This is a genomic window from Leisingera sp. S2M4, assembly GCF_055398055.1.
Window position 1 is genome coordinate 289808 of record NZ_AP040861.1, and the last position, 16084, is coordinate 305891.

A 16084-nucleotide genomic window follows, 5' to 3' on the forward strand; every position below is an offset into this window, starting at 1 on the left:
TTTCCGGACATGAAAGTTTTAATCCTCGGCGGCACCGGCACCATCGGCACCGCCGTCACGCGGGAGCTGTGCCGCCACGGCCACGAAGTGACCGGCCTCAGCCGCTCCAACGCCTCCGACCGCACCCTGCGCGCCATCGGCGCGCAACCGCTGCGCGGCGATCTGCGCCAGCCGGGCCTCTGGGCGCGGCAGGTGCAATCGGTGGACGCCGTGATCCAGCTGGCCGCCACCTTCGACACGGATATGGGGACTGTGGACCGCGCCGCGATGGCCGCCGTCCTGCGACAGGCAGCCTTGCGTCCCGAACCGCTGCGGCTGCTATATACCGGCGGTTGTTGGCTCTATGGGGCAACAGGCCCACGCGTGGCCGATGAAACCAGCCCGCTGCACCCGATCAAATCCTTTGCCTGGATGCAGGAAAACGCAGCCCGGATCCTGGCCGCCCCGGCGGTCTCGGCGGCGGTGATCCACCCGGCCATGGTCTATCATCAAGGCGGCGGCGCCTTTGCAGATTTTCTGGCCGCCGCCCGCGCGCAGCAACCGTTCGAGATCTGGGGCAGCATCCGCACGCGCTGGCCGCTGGTGCAGCGCGATGATCTGGCGCGCGCCTATCGGCTTCTGCTCGAGCGGCCAGACCTGACCGGCCATTTCAACGTCAGTGCCGAGGCCGGGGTGCCAGTGGCCGCGGTCACCGAGGAAATCGCGCGCCGTCACGGCCACCCCGGCGATTATGTGGTGCGCTCGCTCAAACATGTGCTGTTCACCCATGGCGACTGGGCCGAAGGTCCGACACTGGACCAGCAGATGGCCTCCGACAAGCTGCGACGGTTGACCGGCTGGCAGCCCCGGCTGCCCGACTTCCGCACCGCCGCGTTTTAGCCAATGGTTGGACCGCACCGCGCCACACGACCCGCAAACGGCAAAAAGGCAGGCCATCAGGCCTGCCTTTTCTCACGGTGTGGTACCTAAGGGAGGAGAGCCGGTACCAGCCCGTGTACGTCCTGTTGTCAGCGGCGGCTTACTTGGCAGCAGCCGATGCCTTCTTCGCGGCGGTGGTCACCTCGGCGGTGGCCTTCTTGACCGCGGCGGAGGCTTCTTCGGAGATATCCTTGCCAGCCGCCATCATCAGCTCAACCGTGTCCATCTGGACTTTCTTTGCCACTTCGGCAAAGGCTGCCAGGTTTTCAGCAGCCACTTCGGCGGAAGCCGAAGCAAAGTCGGTTGCCGACTTGGCATAGTCAGCCGGGTCTTCCTTGACCTTGGCGACGTCGCTCAGCTTGGCCAGGGTTTCCTTGGTCCACTTGTTGGAGATCTCGGCAGATTTGCCGGCCGCGTCCAACGCAACAGCGGACAGTTTTTCGTTCAGGGCAGCAGTGTTCTTGAACATGTCTTCCATCGCCTTGGTGTCGACGGGGAATGCGCCCATGAAGTCTTTCATCATCGCGGTGAAATCTTGGGTCTTTGCCATAGTTCTAATTCCTCAGAAAGCTGCGGCAGGACCATCCTGCGCTCTTCAGCATGACCTGAATATCGTTTCTGCATCGCAGCATTTCAAGATTTTTCTTGCTGCGCTGCAGAAAAAAAATCGCAAATCCGGACAAATCAACGGTTTGCCTTGACCCTTACATAGGTCCCCGGCGCCGGTGCCAAGGGTTCAAGGCCCGACTCACCCACCTCACGGGCGGGCACCTGCTTGCCGGACCGGGGCCTCAGCCAGGCTTGCCAGCGCGGCCACCAGGAGCCCTCGTGGAACTCCGCGCCCGCCATCCAGGCATCGCTGTCCCCTTTCAGATCCGGGTTGGTGTAATGGCCGTACTTCTTTTTACTGGGCGGATTGACGATGCCCGCGATATGCCCGGATTGCGACACGACGAAGGTCTTGCTGCGCGATCCCATCTGCTGCACGCCACGATAGCAGTCCTTCCAGCGCGCGATATGGTCGGTCTCGCAGGTGATGGCCATCAAGGGAACCTCCACGTCGCGCAGGCGCAAGCGATGGCCCAGCAGCTCGAAACCGCCACCGGCGAATTCGTTGCGCTGACACAGGCCGCGCAGGTACTGCATCGCCATGCGCCCCGGCAGGTTGGCGCCATCGCCATTCCAGTACAAGAGGTCAAAGGCGGGCGGCGTCTCCCCCATCATGTAGCTTTTCACCGCAGGTCCATAGATCAGGTCCTTGGAGCGCAGGAAGGACATCGTACGCCCGATCACCCAGGACCGCAGCAGCCCGTCTTCGGCCACCTGCGCCTCGATCCCATCAACGAAATCATCCTGCAGGAAGGGGGTAAATTCGCCCTGATCCCCGAAATCCGTGAGCGTGGTGAAGAAGGTTGCCGATTTCACCGATTTGTCGCCGCGCTGTTTCAGCAACGACAGCGTCAGCGCCAGCGTGGTCCCCGCGATGCAATATCCCACCGCGTTCACCTGGCTGACACCACAGATGTCCTTGGCCGTCTCGATGGCGGTCAGGAACCCTTCCTGGATGTAATCCTCCATGCCGATCTCGGCATGGCTTTCATCCGCGTTGACCCAGGAGACGACGAACAAGGTATAGCCCTGGTCCACCACCCACTTGATAAGGCTGTTCTGCGCCTTCAGATCGAGGATGTAATACTTGTTGATCCATGGCGGGAACAGCACGATCGGCGTTTCATGCACCGTTTCGGTGGTGGGCGTGTACTGGATCAGCTCCATCAGGCGGTTGCGATAGATCACCTCGCCCGGGGTGGTCGCGATATTGCCCCCCAGCTCAAAGGCGCTTTCATCCGCCAGCCGGACCACCAGCTCGCCATTGTTGGCCTCAAGATCCGAGACCAGGTTCTCCAGCCCGTCAATGAGCGACTGGCCCTCCGTTTCCACCGCCCGCTCCAGCGCGTCCGGGTTGGTCGGCAGAAAATTGGTGGGCGCCATCATCTCGATGATCTGGTCGGCGAAATACGCAAGACGCTTCTTGTCGGTCTCCTCCAGCTCCACCGCTTCCTGTACCGCGTTGCGGATGGTTTCCGCGTTGGTCAGGTACTGCTGCTTGACGAAGTGGAAGTAGGGGTTGTTGTCCCACAGAGGGTTGGCGAAACGGCGATCCCTGTCGTTGTCCTGCGCCTCACTGCCCTCCGGCGGGGCCGTCAATGCCTGCTGGGCTTCGGCAAAATTCAGCACAGATTTTCCCCAAAAGGCGATCTGCTGCTCCAGAAGCTTGGCGGGATTTTGCATGATCTGCGACCAGTAGGCGGTTGCTGCACGTGCATAAAGCTCCTGATTCGGACCGTCGAGCGCCGGGTTGTGCGGCACCTTCTGCGCCATGACATCGGCCAGCCGCTTACTTAACTCCTCCACGCGGGCCATGTTTTTCGCAAGCTTTTCAATGCTCTCGGAATTGGCTGCCTTGGATAATCCGTCACCAGTTGTCATATAAAAGAATCCCTCATAGGCTTTCTGCTATGCAGAATAAGCATCTGCACTTCTTGGGGCAAAGCGGCGAAAGGTCCGGTGTTCCGAAGTGTCCAGATCCCGACGCCAGGGCAGAGCCGAAGGAGCCCCGCATGCGCTACATGATGACCTACGACCTGATGGAAACGGTCCGGAACACCAACCAATGGCTGGGCGCTACCGCCCTCTCCATGGCATCGTACCCGGTCTTCTCCGCCTTGCCAAATCCGGCCCTCAGCTGGATGGCCGCCTGGGGCGAGGTGACCGAGCGGACCTACCAACGCATGGTCGTGAAACCCGATTGGGGTATCCGCACCTTCACCTGCGAGGACGGCAAGGACCATCTGGTCGACATCGTCACCGTTGTTGAACGCCCGTTCGGCGACCTCATCCATTTCAAGGTCAACGACCGCGAGGAACAGCCGCGTAAGGTGCTGCTTGTTGCCCCGATGTCCGGCCATTACGCCACCCTCCTGCGCTCCACCGTGCAAAGCCTGATCGTCAATTGTGAAGTCTACGTGACGGACTGGCACAATGCCCGCGATATTCCTGTTTCCGCAGGAAAATTCGACGTCGAGGATTATACGCTCTACCTTGCCGATTTCATGCGGGAGCTGGGTCCCGACTGCCACGTGGTGGCGGTCTGCCAGCCGGCGCCGCTGACCCTTGCCGCCACCGCCTACCTGGCGGAACAGGACCCCAAGGCGCAGCCCAGCTCGCTGACGCTGATCGGCGGCCCGGTGGATCCCGACGCCACCCCCACCGAAGTCACCGATTTCGGCCGCCGGGTGACCATGGGCCAGCTCGAGGAAACCATGATCCAGCGGGTCGGCTTCAAGTACAAGGGCGTGGGCCGCAAGGTCTATCCCGGACTGCTGCAACTGGCCTCCTTCATGTCGATGAACGGTGAGCGTCACTCCAAGGCCTTCATGGACCAGATCCAGCGCGTATCGCGCGGCGAGGCGTCGGACCACGATGCCCACAACCGGTTTTACGACGAGTATCTCGCCGTCATGGACATGACGGCCGAATTCTACCTGTCGACGGTCGAACGGATCTTCAAGAACCGCGAGATCGCCCGCAACGAATTTGTCGTCGCCGGTCACAAGATCGACATCGGCAAGATCACCGATGTGGCCGTGAAAACCGTCGAAGGCGCCAATGATGACATCTCGGCGCCCGGCCAGTGCATCGCGGCCCTCGATCTCTGCACCGGACTGCCCGAAAGCAAGAAGGCCAGCCATGTCGAGCCCGGCGCGGGCCATTACGGCATCTTCGCGGGCCGCAGCTGGCGCGACAATATCCGGCCGCTGGTGATTGATTTCATGAACGAAAACAGCCGCCGCCCGGTCGCAAAGAACACCTCGCGCAAACCCGCGCGCAAACCCACTCCGGCCTGATCGGATGGCAGGGGCACAGGCATTCGCCTGCACTTGCGGCGCACTGCGGGGGGAGGTCTCGGAGGCCGGGATCAAGACCGGCCTGCGGCTGGTCTGCCACTGCGCCGACTGTCGCGCCAACGAGCTGTACCACGGTCAGCCTGACCCGGCGCCGGACCCGGTGGAGCTGTTCCAGCTGGCCCCTGACAGCATCACCATCTCCCACGGCGCAGAGCATCTGCGGGCGATCCGGCTAGGGCCGCGCGGCCCGTTGCGCTGGTATGCCGCCTGCTGCGGCACGCCCTTTGCCAACACGCTCGCCCGGCCCGGCCTGCCCTTTGCAGGGATGCGCGCCGATCTCTTTCAGGACAAAACCGCTCTGGGCAAGATCCGCGCCCGGGCCTTCATACCGTCCACCGTGCCCGGCAAGCCCCCCAGGACGAAGGGCGGCGGTGCGATGGCCTGGGGCATTCTCAGCCGCATGATCGCGTCGCGCCTCTCGGGGCGCTGGAAGGAGACGCCCTTTTTCGACGCGGTCACCGGTCGCCCCGTGGCCGAGCCGGAATTGATCAGCAAGTCACGCCGCGCCGCGCTCTACCCGTAGGCACCGGCGGCACCGGCCCCGGAGCGCGCGTCGGTCACGATCACCGGGCGCGGCATCTGGGCACGGTTCGGCATCGCCAGCCAATGCAGCAAGGCCCGGTTCACCACCGCCGGCTGCTCCAGCAGTGGCAGATGCCCGGCATTCTCGACCACCTCCAGCCGGCCCTGCGGCATCATCTGCGCCAGCAACTCGTGCTTGCACACCGGCGCCAGCGGATCTTCGGCACCACACAGCGCCAGGGCAGGCACATGGATCCGCCGCAAAACCGCCTGCTGATCCGGGCGCCGCTGCATAAGCCGCGCCTGCGTCACGAACAGTTCCGGCCCCAGCGCCTGCGCCATCTGCAACCACCGGTCATGGATCTCCTGCCGCCGCGGTCCCGGTGCCAGCGCCTCCAACGGCATGAGCGCGGGCAGCACGTCCGCCAGTCGCCCCGCCCGGGCCGCCACGATCTGCGGTTCGCGATCCGCGGCCTGCAAGGGGGTATCTGCCAACGGGCTGACGGCCATGAGACACAGGCGGCTGATCCGCTGCGGCGCACGCCGGATCAGCTCCAGGGCCACAACGCCCCCCATGCCATAGCCGACCAGCGCAAACCGTGGCGGCAGGTGGCCAAGCATCCGCTCGGCGATCTCCGCCACCGTGCTGCCGCCCGCCAATGGCAGGACCATCACCGGCATGCTGCCCGAAAAGGTTCGAAACTGTTCCTCGAAAATCCGCCCGTCGCACATCATGCCCGGCAACAGAACCAGGGGTTCACGACACGGCTGCTCTTTTTCAGGCATTTGCTGCCCTCACGGTTTGCCCTCCACCCGTCATGAAACTGTGCAAGGCGCACCGCATCGGTTCAAGGAAAACCATGACACGGGGAAAACTTTCGTTCCGGCTACCACCCTGCGGCCACGGTCAATAGCCGTTCCAGCGAAACGCCCCTGCGGGTGACAACGCGGAGAACGGGTTGAAGGCGATTTCCCACAGGTGCCCATCGGGGCTGCGGAAGTAGCCGTGATGCCCGCCCCAGAACACGTCCTGCGCCGGTTTCAGGATCTCCGCCCCGGCGGCTTCGGCGGCCGCGAGCAGCTCCGCCACCTCTTCCTTGCTGCGGGTGTTGTGACTCAGGGAAACGGCCCCAGTGCCGAGGGTGTCTTCCGGCAGGCCGATGTCCGCCGCCAAGGCGGCCAAGGGATACAGGCCCAGCGTCTGCGAAATCAGGTCAAAGGCGATCACCCCGTCCGGGCTCTCGGCCCGCCGCCAGCCCAGCGCCTCGTAAAACGCAGCCGCCTTTTCCACATCCGGCACCCCCAGGGTGATCAGACTGATACGCTGTTCCATCGCCTCTGTCCTCCGCGTCTGCGTTTGTCACGAATGGAAGCCGCCCTCAGGCCGCTCCCAGTACATCCAGCACCGCATCCTCGATCATCTTCAGGCAGGCCTCGTCCGAGAAGCGGTGATCGGCATCCTTGACCAGGGTCAACCGCATGTCCGGGCAGGTTGCATGATCCATCAGTCGCAGCGCGGTTTCGGTCGACACCGCGGTGTCGGCAGTGCCCTGCAGGCAGCGCACCTTGAACGGCAGGAACAGCGGCGAGCGCAGCACCAGCCGCTTGCGCCCGTCTTCGATCATCCGCTTGGAGATGTGATAGGGCTCCATGTAGTCACTCGGCAGTTCGACATAGCCGCGGCTGTCCAGCTCGGCCTTCTGGGCGTCACTGAAATTGGCCCAATAGCCATCCTCGGTGAAGTCCGGCGCGGCGGCGATGGTCACCATGCCCTTGATCCGCTCGGGCATCTCCCGCGCCAGCAGCAGCGCCTGCCAGCCGCCCATGGACGATCCCACCGGCACGATTTCCCCCTCGGTCAGCTCCTGAACCGCGGCCAGCGTGTCCTCGTGCCAGTCGCCGATGCAGCCGTCTTCGAACCGGCCCGAGCTTTCGCCGTGGCCGGAATAGTCGAACCGCAGGAACGCCTGACCGCGTGCCTTGGCCCAGGCCTCCAGATGCACCGCCTTGGTGCCTTCCATGTCGGACTTCAACCCGCCGAGGAACACGACACAGGGCCCCTGCCCCTCGGTCTTGTGATAGGCAATCCGGCGTCCCTGCGCGGTCTCCAGAAACTCTGTGGCGGGCATGTCTGTGATCTCCTGTCGTTTACACCAGATGTGGCACGCTCGCGCCTGCTCGGCAAGCCGCACCACGCATCGCTTGCATGCCCCCTGCAACCCTCCTTATGGTCCGCGCAAAATTGCACAAGGGATCTAGGGCATGTTCAGGATCATCAAGGCCATCGTCATTGCCGCTGTCGCCCTCGCGGTGGCGCTGGCCACCGCCTGGGGCGCCATGGCGCTGTGGTATCGACTGCCCCTGGACGACGTGTGGCGCTGGGTCCTGGCGGGGGGCTTTGCGCTGCTGGGCCTGATGGTGATCCTGACCCTGCGGCGGCGTTCGGCGCTCAGGGGGCTGACCACGTTTGCACTGGCGCTGGCAGCGATCATCCTGTGGTGGTCCAGCCTCACCCCGCCCGCGACCGGGAACTGGGCACCGGATGTGGCGCGACAGGTCACCGGAACCGTCGAGGGCAACCAGTTGACCCTGACCAACGTGCGCAACTTCTCCTGGCAAACGCCCGAGGAGTTTACCGCAGCCTGGGAGACCCGCAGCTATGACCTTGACCGGATCGAAACCGTTGATCTGTTCATGTCCTACTGGGCCGGGCCGCAGATGGCCCATATGATCGTCAGCTTCGGCTTCGAGGGCGGCGAGCATATCGCCTGGTCCGCCGAGGTGCGGCGCAAGGAGGGCGGCGGCTTCTCCCCGATCGCGGATCTGTTCAAATCCAACACCCTGGTGCTGATCGCTGCTGACGAGCGCGACGTGGTGGCGACCCGCACCAACGCACGCGGCGAAAACGTGCAACTGTTCCGCATCAATGTCAGCCCGGAAACCGCCCGCACCCTGCTGTTGGAATACGTCGATGCCGCCAACACGCTGGCCGCGCAGCCACAGTGGTACAATTCGCTGACCGCCAATTGTTCCTCGGTGGTCATGGGGTTGATCCGCCGCTTTGCCCCGGACGTGCCGCTGGACTGGCGGTTGCTGGCCAACGGCTACCTGCCCGATTACGCATGGGAACAGGGTGTTCTGGACCAGAGCTACAGCGTCGAGGAACTGCGCGCCCTCGGCAGCATCACCCCGATCGCACAGGCCCATGGGGTGACCCCCGACTACTCCGCGGTGATCCGCGACGGGGTGCCCGCCCCGGCACTGGATAACGTCGGCAGCTGACCGGCGGCCAAGCTGTTATCGCAGCGGGAAAAATACGCCGGGGGGCCACAGGCAGCGCCGCGGCCGTCTTGACACCCTGCGCCTTGCCTGCCAAATCGGGCGGACACCATAACCCGCAACCGGGCGTTCTGTGGGCGCCAAACCGACGAGGAGCAGCCAGCAGCATGGCCCAAGTCTCTCTTACATTCCCCGATGGCAACGCACGATCCTTCGACGCAGGCATCACCCCTGCGCAGGTCGCGTCTTCCATCTCCACCTCGCTGGGTAAAAAAGCGATCTCGGCGACCGTCAATGGTCAGCACTGGGATCTGCAGTGGCCGATCGACTCCGACGCCACCATCGCCATCCACACCATGAAGGACGAGGATCAGGCCAACGAGCTGATCCGCCACGATCTCGCCCATATCATGGCCCGTGCGGTGCAGGAAATCTGGCCCGACACCAAGGTCACCATCGGACCGGTGATCGAGAACGGCTGGTACTACGACTTCGACCGGGAAGAGCCCTTTACCCCCGAAGACCTCGGCACCATCGAAAAGAAGATGAAGGAAATCATCAACAAGCGTGATGAGGTCCGCACCGAGGTCTGGGAGCGCGACCGCGCGATCCAGTATTACACCGACAACAACGAACCCTATAAGGTCGAGTTGATCGAGAGCATCCCCGGCGACGAGCCGCTGCGCATGTACTGGCACGGCGACTGGCAGGATCTGTGCCGCGGCCCGCACCTGCAGCACACCGGCCAGGTGCCGGGCGATGCCTTCAAGCTGATGTCGATCGCAGGCGCCTACTGGCGCGGCGACAGCAGCCGCGCCATGCTGCAACGGATCTACGGCGTGGCCTTCACCGGCAAGGAGAAGCTGAAGGCCCATCTGACCATGCTGGAAGAGGCTGCCAAGCGCGACCACCGCAAGCTGGGCAAGGAAATGGGCCTGTTCCACATGCAGGAAGAGGCACCCGGCCAGGTCTTCTGGCACCCCAACGGCTGGCGCATCTACACCACGCTGCAGGACTACATGCGCCGCATGCAGGACCGCGACGGCTACGTCGAGGTCAACACCCCGCAGGTGGTGGACCGCAAGCTGTGGGAAAAATCCGGCCACTGGGACAAGTACCAGGAGAACATGTTCATCGTTGAGGTGGACGAGGACCACGCCCGCGAAAAGGCGGTGAACGCGCTGAAGCCGATGAACTGCCCCTGCCACGTGCAGGTGTTCAACCAGGGCCTCAAATCCTACCGCGACCTGCCGCTGCGGATGGCCGAGTTCGGCTCCTGCGCGCGTTACGAGCCCTCGGGCGCGCTGCATGGCATCATGCGGGTGCGCGGCTTTACCCAGGACGATGGTCACATCTTCTGCGCCGAGGACCAGATCACTTCGGAAACCGCCAAGTTCATCGCCTTCCTGTCCAAGGTCTATGCCGACCTCGGCTTCCACAACTGGACCATCAAGCTCTCCACCCGCCCGGAAAAGCGGATCGGCTCGGACGAGACCTGGGACCACATGGAACAGGCGCTCGGCGATGCGTGCAAGGCGGCGGGCTACGACTACGAGGTGCTCGAAGGCGAAGGCGCCTTCTACGGCCCCAAGCTGGAGTTCACCCTGACCGACGCCATCGGGCGCAACTGGCAGTGCGGCACCCTGCAGGTGGACGCCAACCTGCCCGAACGGCTGGAGGCCAGCTTCATCGGCCAGGACGGCGCCAAGCACCGTCCGGTGATGTTGCACCGCGCCTGCCTCGGCTCCTTCGAGCGTTTCATCGGCATCCTGATCGAGGAACACGCCGGCAAGCTGCCGTTCTGGCTGGCGCCGCGCCAGGTGGTGGTGGCCTCCATCACCTCCGAGGCGGATGACTACGTCAACGAGGTGGTCGAAACCCTGCGCGCCGCAGGCGTGCGCGCCGAGGCCGACATCCGCAACGAGAAGATCAACTACAAGGTCCGCGAGCACTCCGTGGGCAAGGTGCCGGTCATTCTCGCCGTCGGCCACCGAGAGGTCGAGGAGCGCACCGTCTCGGTCCGCCGCCTCGGCGAAAAGCGCACCAGCGTCGAGAGCATGGAAAATGTTACAAAGGCGCTGGCGGTCGAAGCCACCCCGCCCGACCTGCTGTAACATTTACCGCTGCAAGTTCGGAAACGGCCCCCTCGCGGGGCCGTTTTTGTGTCACAGACTGCAAATATCACCGCTTTTCAGCACTTTGAGACCACAGTTCCCCGACAAATCCGTAACGGTCTCTGACGCAGGCGTGAGACACGCCCTCGTGACTTCAACGCGCCGTAGCCACGGGTTAGGGTTCTAGTGTCATCACGACACCGGATGCAGATACCGAAAGGACCTACCAGATGTCGAACACCGCAAAATCCCTGGCCGTTGCCAGCGCCGTCGCCGCTGCGCTGACCGCTGCTTCCACCGTGCCCGCCGCTGCCGCCACCAAGGAAAAATGCTACGGCGTGTCTCTGGCCGGTCAGAACGACTGCGCCGCCGGACCCGGCACCACCTGCGCCGGCACGTCGACCACCGACTACCAGGGCAACGCCTGGACCCTGGTCGATGCAGGCACCTGCGAAAGCATCGACCTGCCCGCCATGGCCGACGGCACCGAGCGCAAGGGCTCGCTGGAGCCGCTGGAACGCGACCTGCCGGCCTAAGCCATTTGACATCAAGGGGCGGGAGCATGGTTTTCCCGCCCTTTTTGCACCCTGACGACGGGGATCCCCATGCGTGACGCCGCCTCACAGACCCACCTGCCCGCCGCACCGGGCATCGGCTACAAGCCGCAGCATTTCACTGCCATCATGCAGGACGCCGGCCGTGTTGCCTGGCTGGAAATCCACGCCGAGAACTACATGGGCGACGGCGGCCGTCCGCTGGCGCAGCTGCGCCACCTGGCCGAGAAGTTCCCGATTTCGGTGCATGGCGTCGGCCTCTCGATCGGCGGTGAGGCCCCGCTGGACCCGGACCACCTCGCCCGGTTGAAGCACCTCATGGGCTGGCTGAACCCGGCCAGCTTCTCCGAACATCTCGCCTGGTCGACCCACGACAGCCATTTCTACAACGACCTGTTGCCGCTGCCCTATACGGACGCCAGCCTGCAGCGGATCTGCGACCACATCGATCAGCTGCAGGATACCATCGCCCGGCCGATGCTGCTGGAGAACCCTTCCAGCTATCTGGCCTTTGCCGAAAGCACCTGGTCAGAGCCCGATTTCCTTGCCGAGATCGCCCGCCGCACCGGCTGCGGGCTGCTGCTGGACGTGAACAACGTCTTTGTCTCCGCCACCAACCTCGGCTTCTCGCCGCAGGGCTACATCGACGCCTTCGCGCTGGCGCATGTGGGCGAAATCCACCTCGGCGGCCATGACACCGACGCGGATGAGCACGGCCGCCCGCTGCTGATCGACAGTCACGGCCGCGAGATCGCCGATCCGGTCTGGGCCTTGCTGGACTACACGCTGGCGCGTTCAGGCCCGAGGCCGGTGCTGGTGGAATGGGACAACGACGTGCCGGACTGGCCCGTGCTGGAGGCCGAAGCCGCCCGCGCCGCAGCCGCGCTGGAGCGCATCCCGGCATGAGTGTTTCGCAAGCAGACTTCACCCGCGCCCTGATGGATGCGGGCCAGCAGGTGCCGGACGGGCTGGTGGATCAGCACGGCCAGCCCGCAGGCCGCCGCTTTGACGTCTACCGCAACAATGTCGCCGCCTCGCTGACAGAGGCAATGCACACCGCCTTCCCGGTGATCGCCAAACTGCTGGGCAAGCAGAACATGGACGGGCTGGCGGGTCTCTACCTGCGGCAGCACCCGCCAGCCTCGCCGCTGATGATGTTCTACGGCGAAGACTTCCCCGCCTTTCTGGAAGGCATGGAGCAGCTCAGGCACCTCGGCTATCTCGGCGATGTCGCCCGGCTGGAGCTGGCCCTGCGCCGCGCCTATCACGCTGCCGATGCCGCCGCCATTGCACCGGAGGTGCTCGGTCAGCTCGGGGCAGAGGCGCTGATGCGCACGCGACTGCGGCTGGCCCCCGCGGTGCAAGTCCTGCGCTCGCCCTGGCCGGTGCATGCGATCTGGCGCTTCAACACCGAATCCGGCGCGCCCGCGCCGCAGCCGCAAGCGCAGGACGTGCTGATCACCCGCCCGGAGTTCGACCCGCTGCCACAGCTGCTGCCGCCCGGCGGCGCAGCCTGGATCGCGACGATCCAGGCAGGTGGGACCATCGGCACGGCGCTCGAGGCGGCCGCCGAAGACCAGCAAGATTTTGACCTCGGCGCGACACTGACCCTGCTGTTGCAGGGCGGCGCGATCACCGGGCTCGACAACAAAGGGTAAGACCATGAACGCATTTGTCACCATTCACGACGCCGTCTTCAGCCAGGTCGAGCGCGCCGGACGCTGGCTGCTGCCGCTGGCTGCGCGGCTGGTCTTTGCCTCGACGCTGCTGCTCTACTTCTGGAATTCCGGCCTGACCAAGCTGGGCGATGGCCTGCTAGGCCTGTTCAGCCCTTCGATCGGCGCCTACAGCCAGATCTTCCCCAAGCAGCTGGAGGCCGCAGGCTATGACGTCTCGCAGTTCGGCCTGCTGCAAAAACTGGTGGTGCTGGCCGGCACCTACGCCGAATTCATCCTGCCGCTGCTGATCGTCCTCGGGCTGGCAACCCGGCTGGCCGCCCTCGGGATGATCGGATTTGTCGTCGTGCAGTCACTGACGGATGTGATCGGCCATGGCGCCACCGACGCCAAGACACTGGGCGCTATGTTCGACCGGTTCCCGGATGCGGTGATCCTCGACCAGCGGCTGTTCTGGCTGTTCCTGCTGGCCTATCTGGTGGTTCGAGGTGGCGGCGCACTGTCGCTGGACGCACTCCTGCGCCGCCGGGTGGCAGCCGTCCCCAGCTGATCCGGATGCCCCATGTGACAGGCGCCCTGCCGCGGCAGCGGTGCCTGCCCTCTGCCCTGTCGCCTCAACCCAGCCCCAGGGCCGCCTGCACCGATTTGTCCCAGCCCAGGAACAATTCGCCGTCGCGCTCGATCAGCGGCCGTTTCATCAGCGCCGGATGCGCGCGCAGCAGCGCCAGGGGCGCCTCGGCACGCTCCTCTTCGTTCAGCCCGCGCCAAGTCGTCGAACGGGTGTTCACCAGTTTGCTGCCGAATTGAGCGTGCGCTGCCTGCAACACCGCATCCGGCACCGCTTCGGCGCGCACATCTACCAGAGAGAAATCTGGCAACTGTTTCAGCGCCTTACGACAGGTGTCACAGTTTTTCAGCCCGTAAATCTTCATAACGCCTCCAAGGCGGTCGACAGAAATCTTCAGAATTGATGGTAGAATTCACCAGTTTTTCTTGATTTTCGCCGGACCCGTGCAAAACTCTAGGTTGTCCAGCCTTGCCTGCGGCCAGTCGTGCCGGTGCGTGGCCGGATGCCCTGGGGATCCCCAAGGCAAGTTGCAAACTAGAAGGAGACACGGGAAATGCCAAGCGGCACCGTGAAGTGGTTCAACACCACCAAAGGGTACGGGTTCATCGAACCTGACGAAGGCGGCAAAGATGTGTTCGTGCATATCTCAGCAGTTGAACGGTCCGGCATGACCGGACTGGCCGACAACATGAAGATCGCTTACGAACTGTCCGAAGGGCGCGACGGCCGCCAGATGGCGGCGGACCTGAAGGCGTTGTGATCCGGTGCAACCGGTCCTGACGGCGCTGGCCGTCTGACCCGTGGCACCCCGGGCCTTTACGACCATGACGATACAGACTGCCTACAGGGATCCTGCCCGACGCAGCAAGCCGGTTCTGGTCTGACGACACGCCAAGTCGCGAGCCCGCCCCAAGCTGACCTCTGCGCCCGGTACCACTTCCGGCCTGGGCGCAGCGGGCTTTCGCAATTGGAAACCTCAGCCGTTCAGTGGCGTCTTGCGCAGATATTCCACCATCACGCAGGCCGGGTCTTCGGCCCGCAGGGGCTGCTCTCCCAACCGGTGCCAGTCCTGCGCGGAGAAGTCCGGGAAATAGGCATCGGCGTCTGCAATCTCCAGGTCCACCTCGGTAATCAGCAAGCGATCCGCCATCGCCAGCATCTCCCGGTAGATCCCCTCTCCGCCGATCCCATAGATCCGACGGTAGCCCTGCGCCTGCGCCGCCGCCACGGCCGCGGTCACCGAGGGCAGCACCGTTTCCGCGGCCTCGGGGTTGGAGGACACGACCAGATTCAACCGGTTTTTCAAAGGCTTCACCGGCAAACTGTCCCAGGTGTTGCGCCCCATGATGAGCGCACCGCCAAGCGTTTCGCGCTGAAACGCCTTCAGATCCTCTGGCGCGAACCAGGGGATGTCATTGTCCCTGCCAATGGCCCCGTTGCGCGCCCGCGCAGCGATCAGGGTAATCATCTGCTGTCTTCCTTGTTCTATCGACCGGTCGTCTCAGACCGCGACCGGTGCCTTGATGGCGGGGTGAGGGTCATAATCCACGAACTCGAAATCCTCGTACCTGAAGTCGAAGATCGAGCTGACCTCACGTTTGATGCGCAGCTGCGGCAGCGGTCGCGGCTCACGCGACAACTGCAGTTTCACCTGCTCGACATGGTTGGAATAGATATGCGCATCGCCCATCGTATGCACGAAATCCCCCGGCTCATAGCCGGTGACATGGGCCAGCATCGCCTGCAACAGCGCATAGGACGCGATATTGAACGGCACGCCCAGGAACATGTCGGCCGACCGCTGGTACAGCTGCAAATGCAGTTTGCCGCCGATGATCCGCACCTGCCACAGCGTATGGCACGGCGGCAATGCCATGTCCGGCACATCAGCCGGGTTCCAGGCACTGACGATCAGGCGCCGACTGTCCGGGCTCTTGCGGATCATCTCGACCAGTTCGGAGATCTGATCGACGCTGCCCGCACGATAGAGCGGCTCATCCCCGGTGGTCCCCGGGAGCGGCTCAAGACGTGGGAAGGCCCGCCATTGGTGCCCATAGACCGGCCCCAGGTCGCCGTTCTCATCCGCCCACTCGTCCCAGATCGAGACGCCGTTCTCCTTCAGGTATCGAATGTTGGTGTCGCCCGACAGGAACCACAAAAGCTCATGCACGATGGAGCGAAGGTGCAGTTTCTTGGTGGTCACCAGCGGAAATCCCTCCGCCAGAGAATACCGCGCCTGCATACCAAAACAGCTGAGCGTCCCGGTGCCGGTGCGGTCATCCGACACCTCTCCGTGCTCCAGGATGTAGCGAAGCTGGTCCAGATATTGCTGCATGGCGGCACCCCGTCGTGACTGCGATTGCCCTCCCCGCATACCGCCTGTCTGGCGCCACGCCAAGTCAAAAAGTTTCGCGCTTGCGCCGGATGAAACCCACAATATTTACACCCGCACTGCGCCCTGACTACAATATGCAGGTATCCCATC

18 protein-coding genes are annotated in these 16084 nt (G+C 64.0%); 10 read left to right on the plus strand and 8 right to left on the minus strand.

Going from position 1 to position 16084, the window contains the following annotated elements:
* The first annotated feature begins 9 nt into the window (after window positions 1–9).
* Window positions 10–879 carry an NAD-dependent epimerase/dehydratase family protein gene (locus ACZ52D_RS01475; protein WP_464442314.1) on the plus strand — a complete coding sequence of 290 codons (870 nt, stop codon included), beginning with the start codon at window positions 10–12 and terminating at the stop codon, window positions 877–879.
* 139 nt (window positions 880–1018) lie between these two features.
* Here the strand turns inward: ACZ52D_RS01475 and ACZ52D_RS01480 are convergent, their stop codons facing one another.
* Both ACZ52D_RS01480 and ACZ52D_RS01485 read right to left on the minus strand, forming a co-directional pair.
* Window positions 1019–1468 carry a phasin family protein gene (locus ACZ52D_RS01480; protein ID WP_222453892.1) on the minus strand — a complete coding sequence of 150 codons (450 nt, stop codon included), beginning with the start codon at window positions 1466–1468 and terminating at the stop codon, window positions 1019–1021.
* A 134-nt stretch (window positions 1469–1602) separates the two neighbouring features.
* Window positions 1603–3408 (minus strand): PHA/PHB synthase family protein, encoded by a 1806-nt coding sequence (locus tag ACZ52D_RS01485; RefSeq protein WP_464442315.1) that lies wholly within the window; start codon window positions 3406–3408, stop codon window positions 1603–1605.
* A 131-nt stretch (window positions 3409–3539) separates the two neighbouring features.
* Here ACZ52D_RS01485 and phaZ point away from each other — a divergent pair, with 131 nt between their 5' ends.
* Both phaZ and ACZ52D_RS01495 read left to right on the plus strand, forming a co-directional pair.
* Window positions 3540–4826: a polyhydroxyalkanoate depolymerase gene (gene phaZ / locus ACZ52D_RS01490; protein ID WP_369927595.1), complete on the plus strand. Its 1287-nt coding sequence runs from the start codon at window positions 3540–3542 to the stop codon at window positions 4824–4826.
* Window positions 4827–4830: 4 nt separating this feature from the next.
* Window positions 4831–5409, plus strand: a complete 579-nt coding sequence (locus ACZ52D_RS01495; protein ID WP_464442316.1) for a DUF6151 family protein — start codon at window positions 4831–4833, stop codon at window positions 5407–5409.
* On the opposite strand, the gene ACZ52D_RS01500 is transcribed toward ACZ52D_RS01495, so the two are convergent.
* The 3 genes from ACZ52D_RS01500 to ACZ52D_RS01510 all read right to left on the minus strand — a co-directional run bounded on the left by ACZ52D_RS01500 (window position 5400) and on the right by ACZ52D_RS01510 (window position 7537).
* Window positions 5400–6194 (minus strand): alpha/beta fold hydrolase, encoded by a 795-nt coding sequence (locus ACZ52D_RS01500; protein ID WP_464442317.1) that lies wholly within the window; start codon window positions 6192–6194, stop codon window positions 5400–5402. The genes ACZ52D_RS01495 and ACZ52D_RS01500 overlap by 10 nt on opposite strands.
* Window positions 6195–6315: 121 nt before the next feature.
* The gene (locus ACZ52D_RS01505; RefSeq protein WP_464442318.1) at window positions 6316–6741 is read right to left on the minus strand and encodes a VOC family protein; all 426 of its coding nucleotides are present in this window, start codon (window positions 6739–6741) and stop codon (window positions 6316–6318) included.
* A 46-nt stretch (window positions 6742–6787) separates the two neighbouring features.
* The gene (locus tag ACZ52D_RS01510; protein WP_369927603.1) at window positions 6788–7537 is read right to left on the minus strand and encodes an alpha/beta hydrolase; all 750 of its coding nucleotides are present in this window, start codon (window positions 7535–7537) and stop codon (window positions 6788–6790) included.
* Between the two features lie 133 nt (window positions 7538–7670).
* Here ACZ52D_RS01510 and ACZ52D_RS01515 point away from each other — a divergent pair, with 133 nt between their 5' ends.
* The 6 genes from ACZ52D_RS01515 to ACZ52D_RS01540 all read left to right on the plus strand — a co-directional run bounded on the left by ACZ52D_RS01515 (window position 7671) and on the right by ACZ52D_RS01540 (window position 13581).
* On the plus strand, window positions 7671–8690 hold the full coding sequence (locus tag ACZ52D_RS01515) for a lipoprotein N-acyltransferase Lnb domain-containing protein (RefSeq protein ID WP_464442319.1): 1020 nt from the start codon (window positions 7671–7673) through the stop codon (window positions 8688–8690).
* Between the two features lie 164 nt (window positions 8691–8854).
* The gene (gene thrS, locus ACZ52D_RS01520; protein WP_464442320.1) at window positions 8855–10801 is read left to right on the plus strand and encodes a threonine--tRNA ligase; all 1947 of its coding nucleotides are present in this window, start codon (window positions 8855–8857) and stop codon (window positions 10799–10801) included.
* 230 nt (window positions 10802–11031) lie between these two features.
* Window positions 11032–11337, plus strand: a complete 306-nt coding sequence (locus ACZ52D_RS01525) for a BufA1 family periplasmic bufferin-type metallophore (protein ID WP_222453901.1) — start codon at window positions 11032–11034, stop codon at window positions 11335–11337.
* 69 nt (window positions 11338–11406) lie between these two features.
* On the plus strand, window positions 11407–12261 hold the full coding sequence (gene bufB / locus ACZ52D_RS01530) for an MNIO family bufferin maturase (protein WP_222453902.1): 855 nt from the start codon (window positions 11407–11409) through the stop codon (window positions 12259–12261).
* The gene (locus ACZ52D_RS01535) at window positions 12258–13013 is read left to right on the plus strand and encodes an HvfC/BufC family peptide modification chaperone (RefSeq protein ID WP_464442321.1); all 756 of its coding nucleotides are present in this window, start codon (window positions 12258–12260) and stop codon (window positions 13011–13013) included. Before bufB ends, ACZ52D_RS01535 begins: the two co-directional genes overlap by 4 nt.
* A gap of 4 nt (window positions 13014–13017) precedes the next feature.
* A complete protein-coding gene (locus ACZ52D_RS01540; protein ID WP_222453904.1) occupies window positions 13018–13581 on the plus strand; it encodes a DoxX family protein in 564 nt (187 codons plus the stop codon).
* A 64-nt stretch (window positions 13582–13645) separates the two neighbouring features.
* Here the strand turns inward: ACZ52D_RS01540 and ACZ52D_RS01545 are convergent, their stop codons facing one another.
* On the minus strand, window positions 13646–13963 hold the full coding sequence (locus ACZ52D_RS01545; RefSeq protein WP_464442322.1) for an arsenate reductase family protein: 318 nt from the start codon (window positions 13961–13963) through the stop codon (window positions 13646–13648).
* 189 nt (window positions 13964–14152) lie between these two features.
* Here ACZ52D_RS01545 and ACZ52D_RS01550 point away from each other — a divergent pair, with 189 nt between their 5' ends.
* Window positions 14153–14359: a cold-shock protein gene (locus ACZ52D_RS01550; protein ID WP_222453906.1), complete on the plus strand. Its 207-nt coding sequence runs from the start codon at window positions 14153–14155 to the stop codon at window positions 14357–14359.
* 216 nt (window positions 14360–14575) lie between these two features.
* Here ACZ52D_RS01550 and ACZ52D_RS01555 read toward each other — a convergent pair whose 3' ends face one another.
* Together ACZ52D_RS01555 and ACZ52D_RS01560 are read right to left on the minus strand one after the other, a co-directional pair.
* The gene (locus tag ACZ52D_RS01555) at window positions 14576–15067 is read right to left on the minus strand and encodes a dihydrofolate reductase (RefSeq protein WP_464442323.1); all 492 of its coding nucleotides are present in this window, start codon (window positions 15065–15067) and stop codon (window positions 14576–14578) included.
* A 33-nt stretch (window positions 15068–15100) separates the two neighbouring features.
* Complete coding sequence (locus ACZ52D_RS01560) at window positions 15101–15934, minus strand: thymidylate synthase (RefSeq protein WP_464442324.1); 834 nt, start codon at window positions 15932–15934, stop codon at window positions 15101–15103.
* Between the last annotated feature and the right edge of the window lie 150 nt (window positions 15935–16084).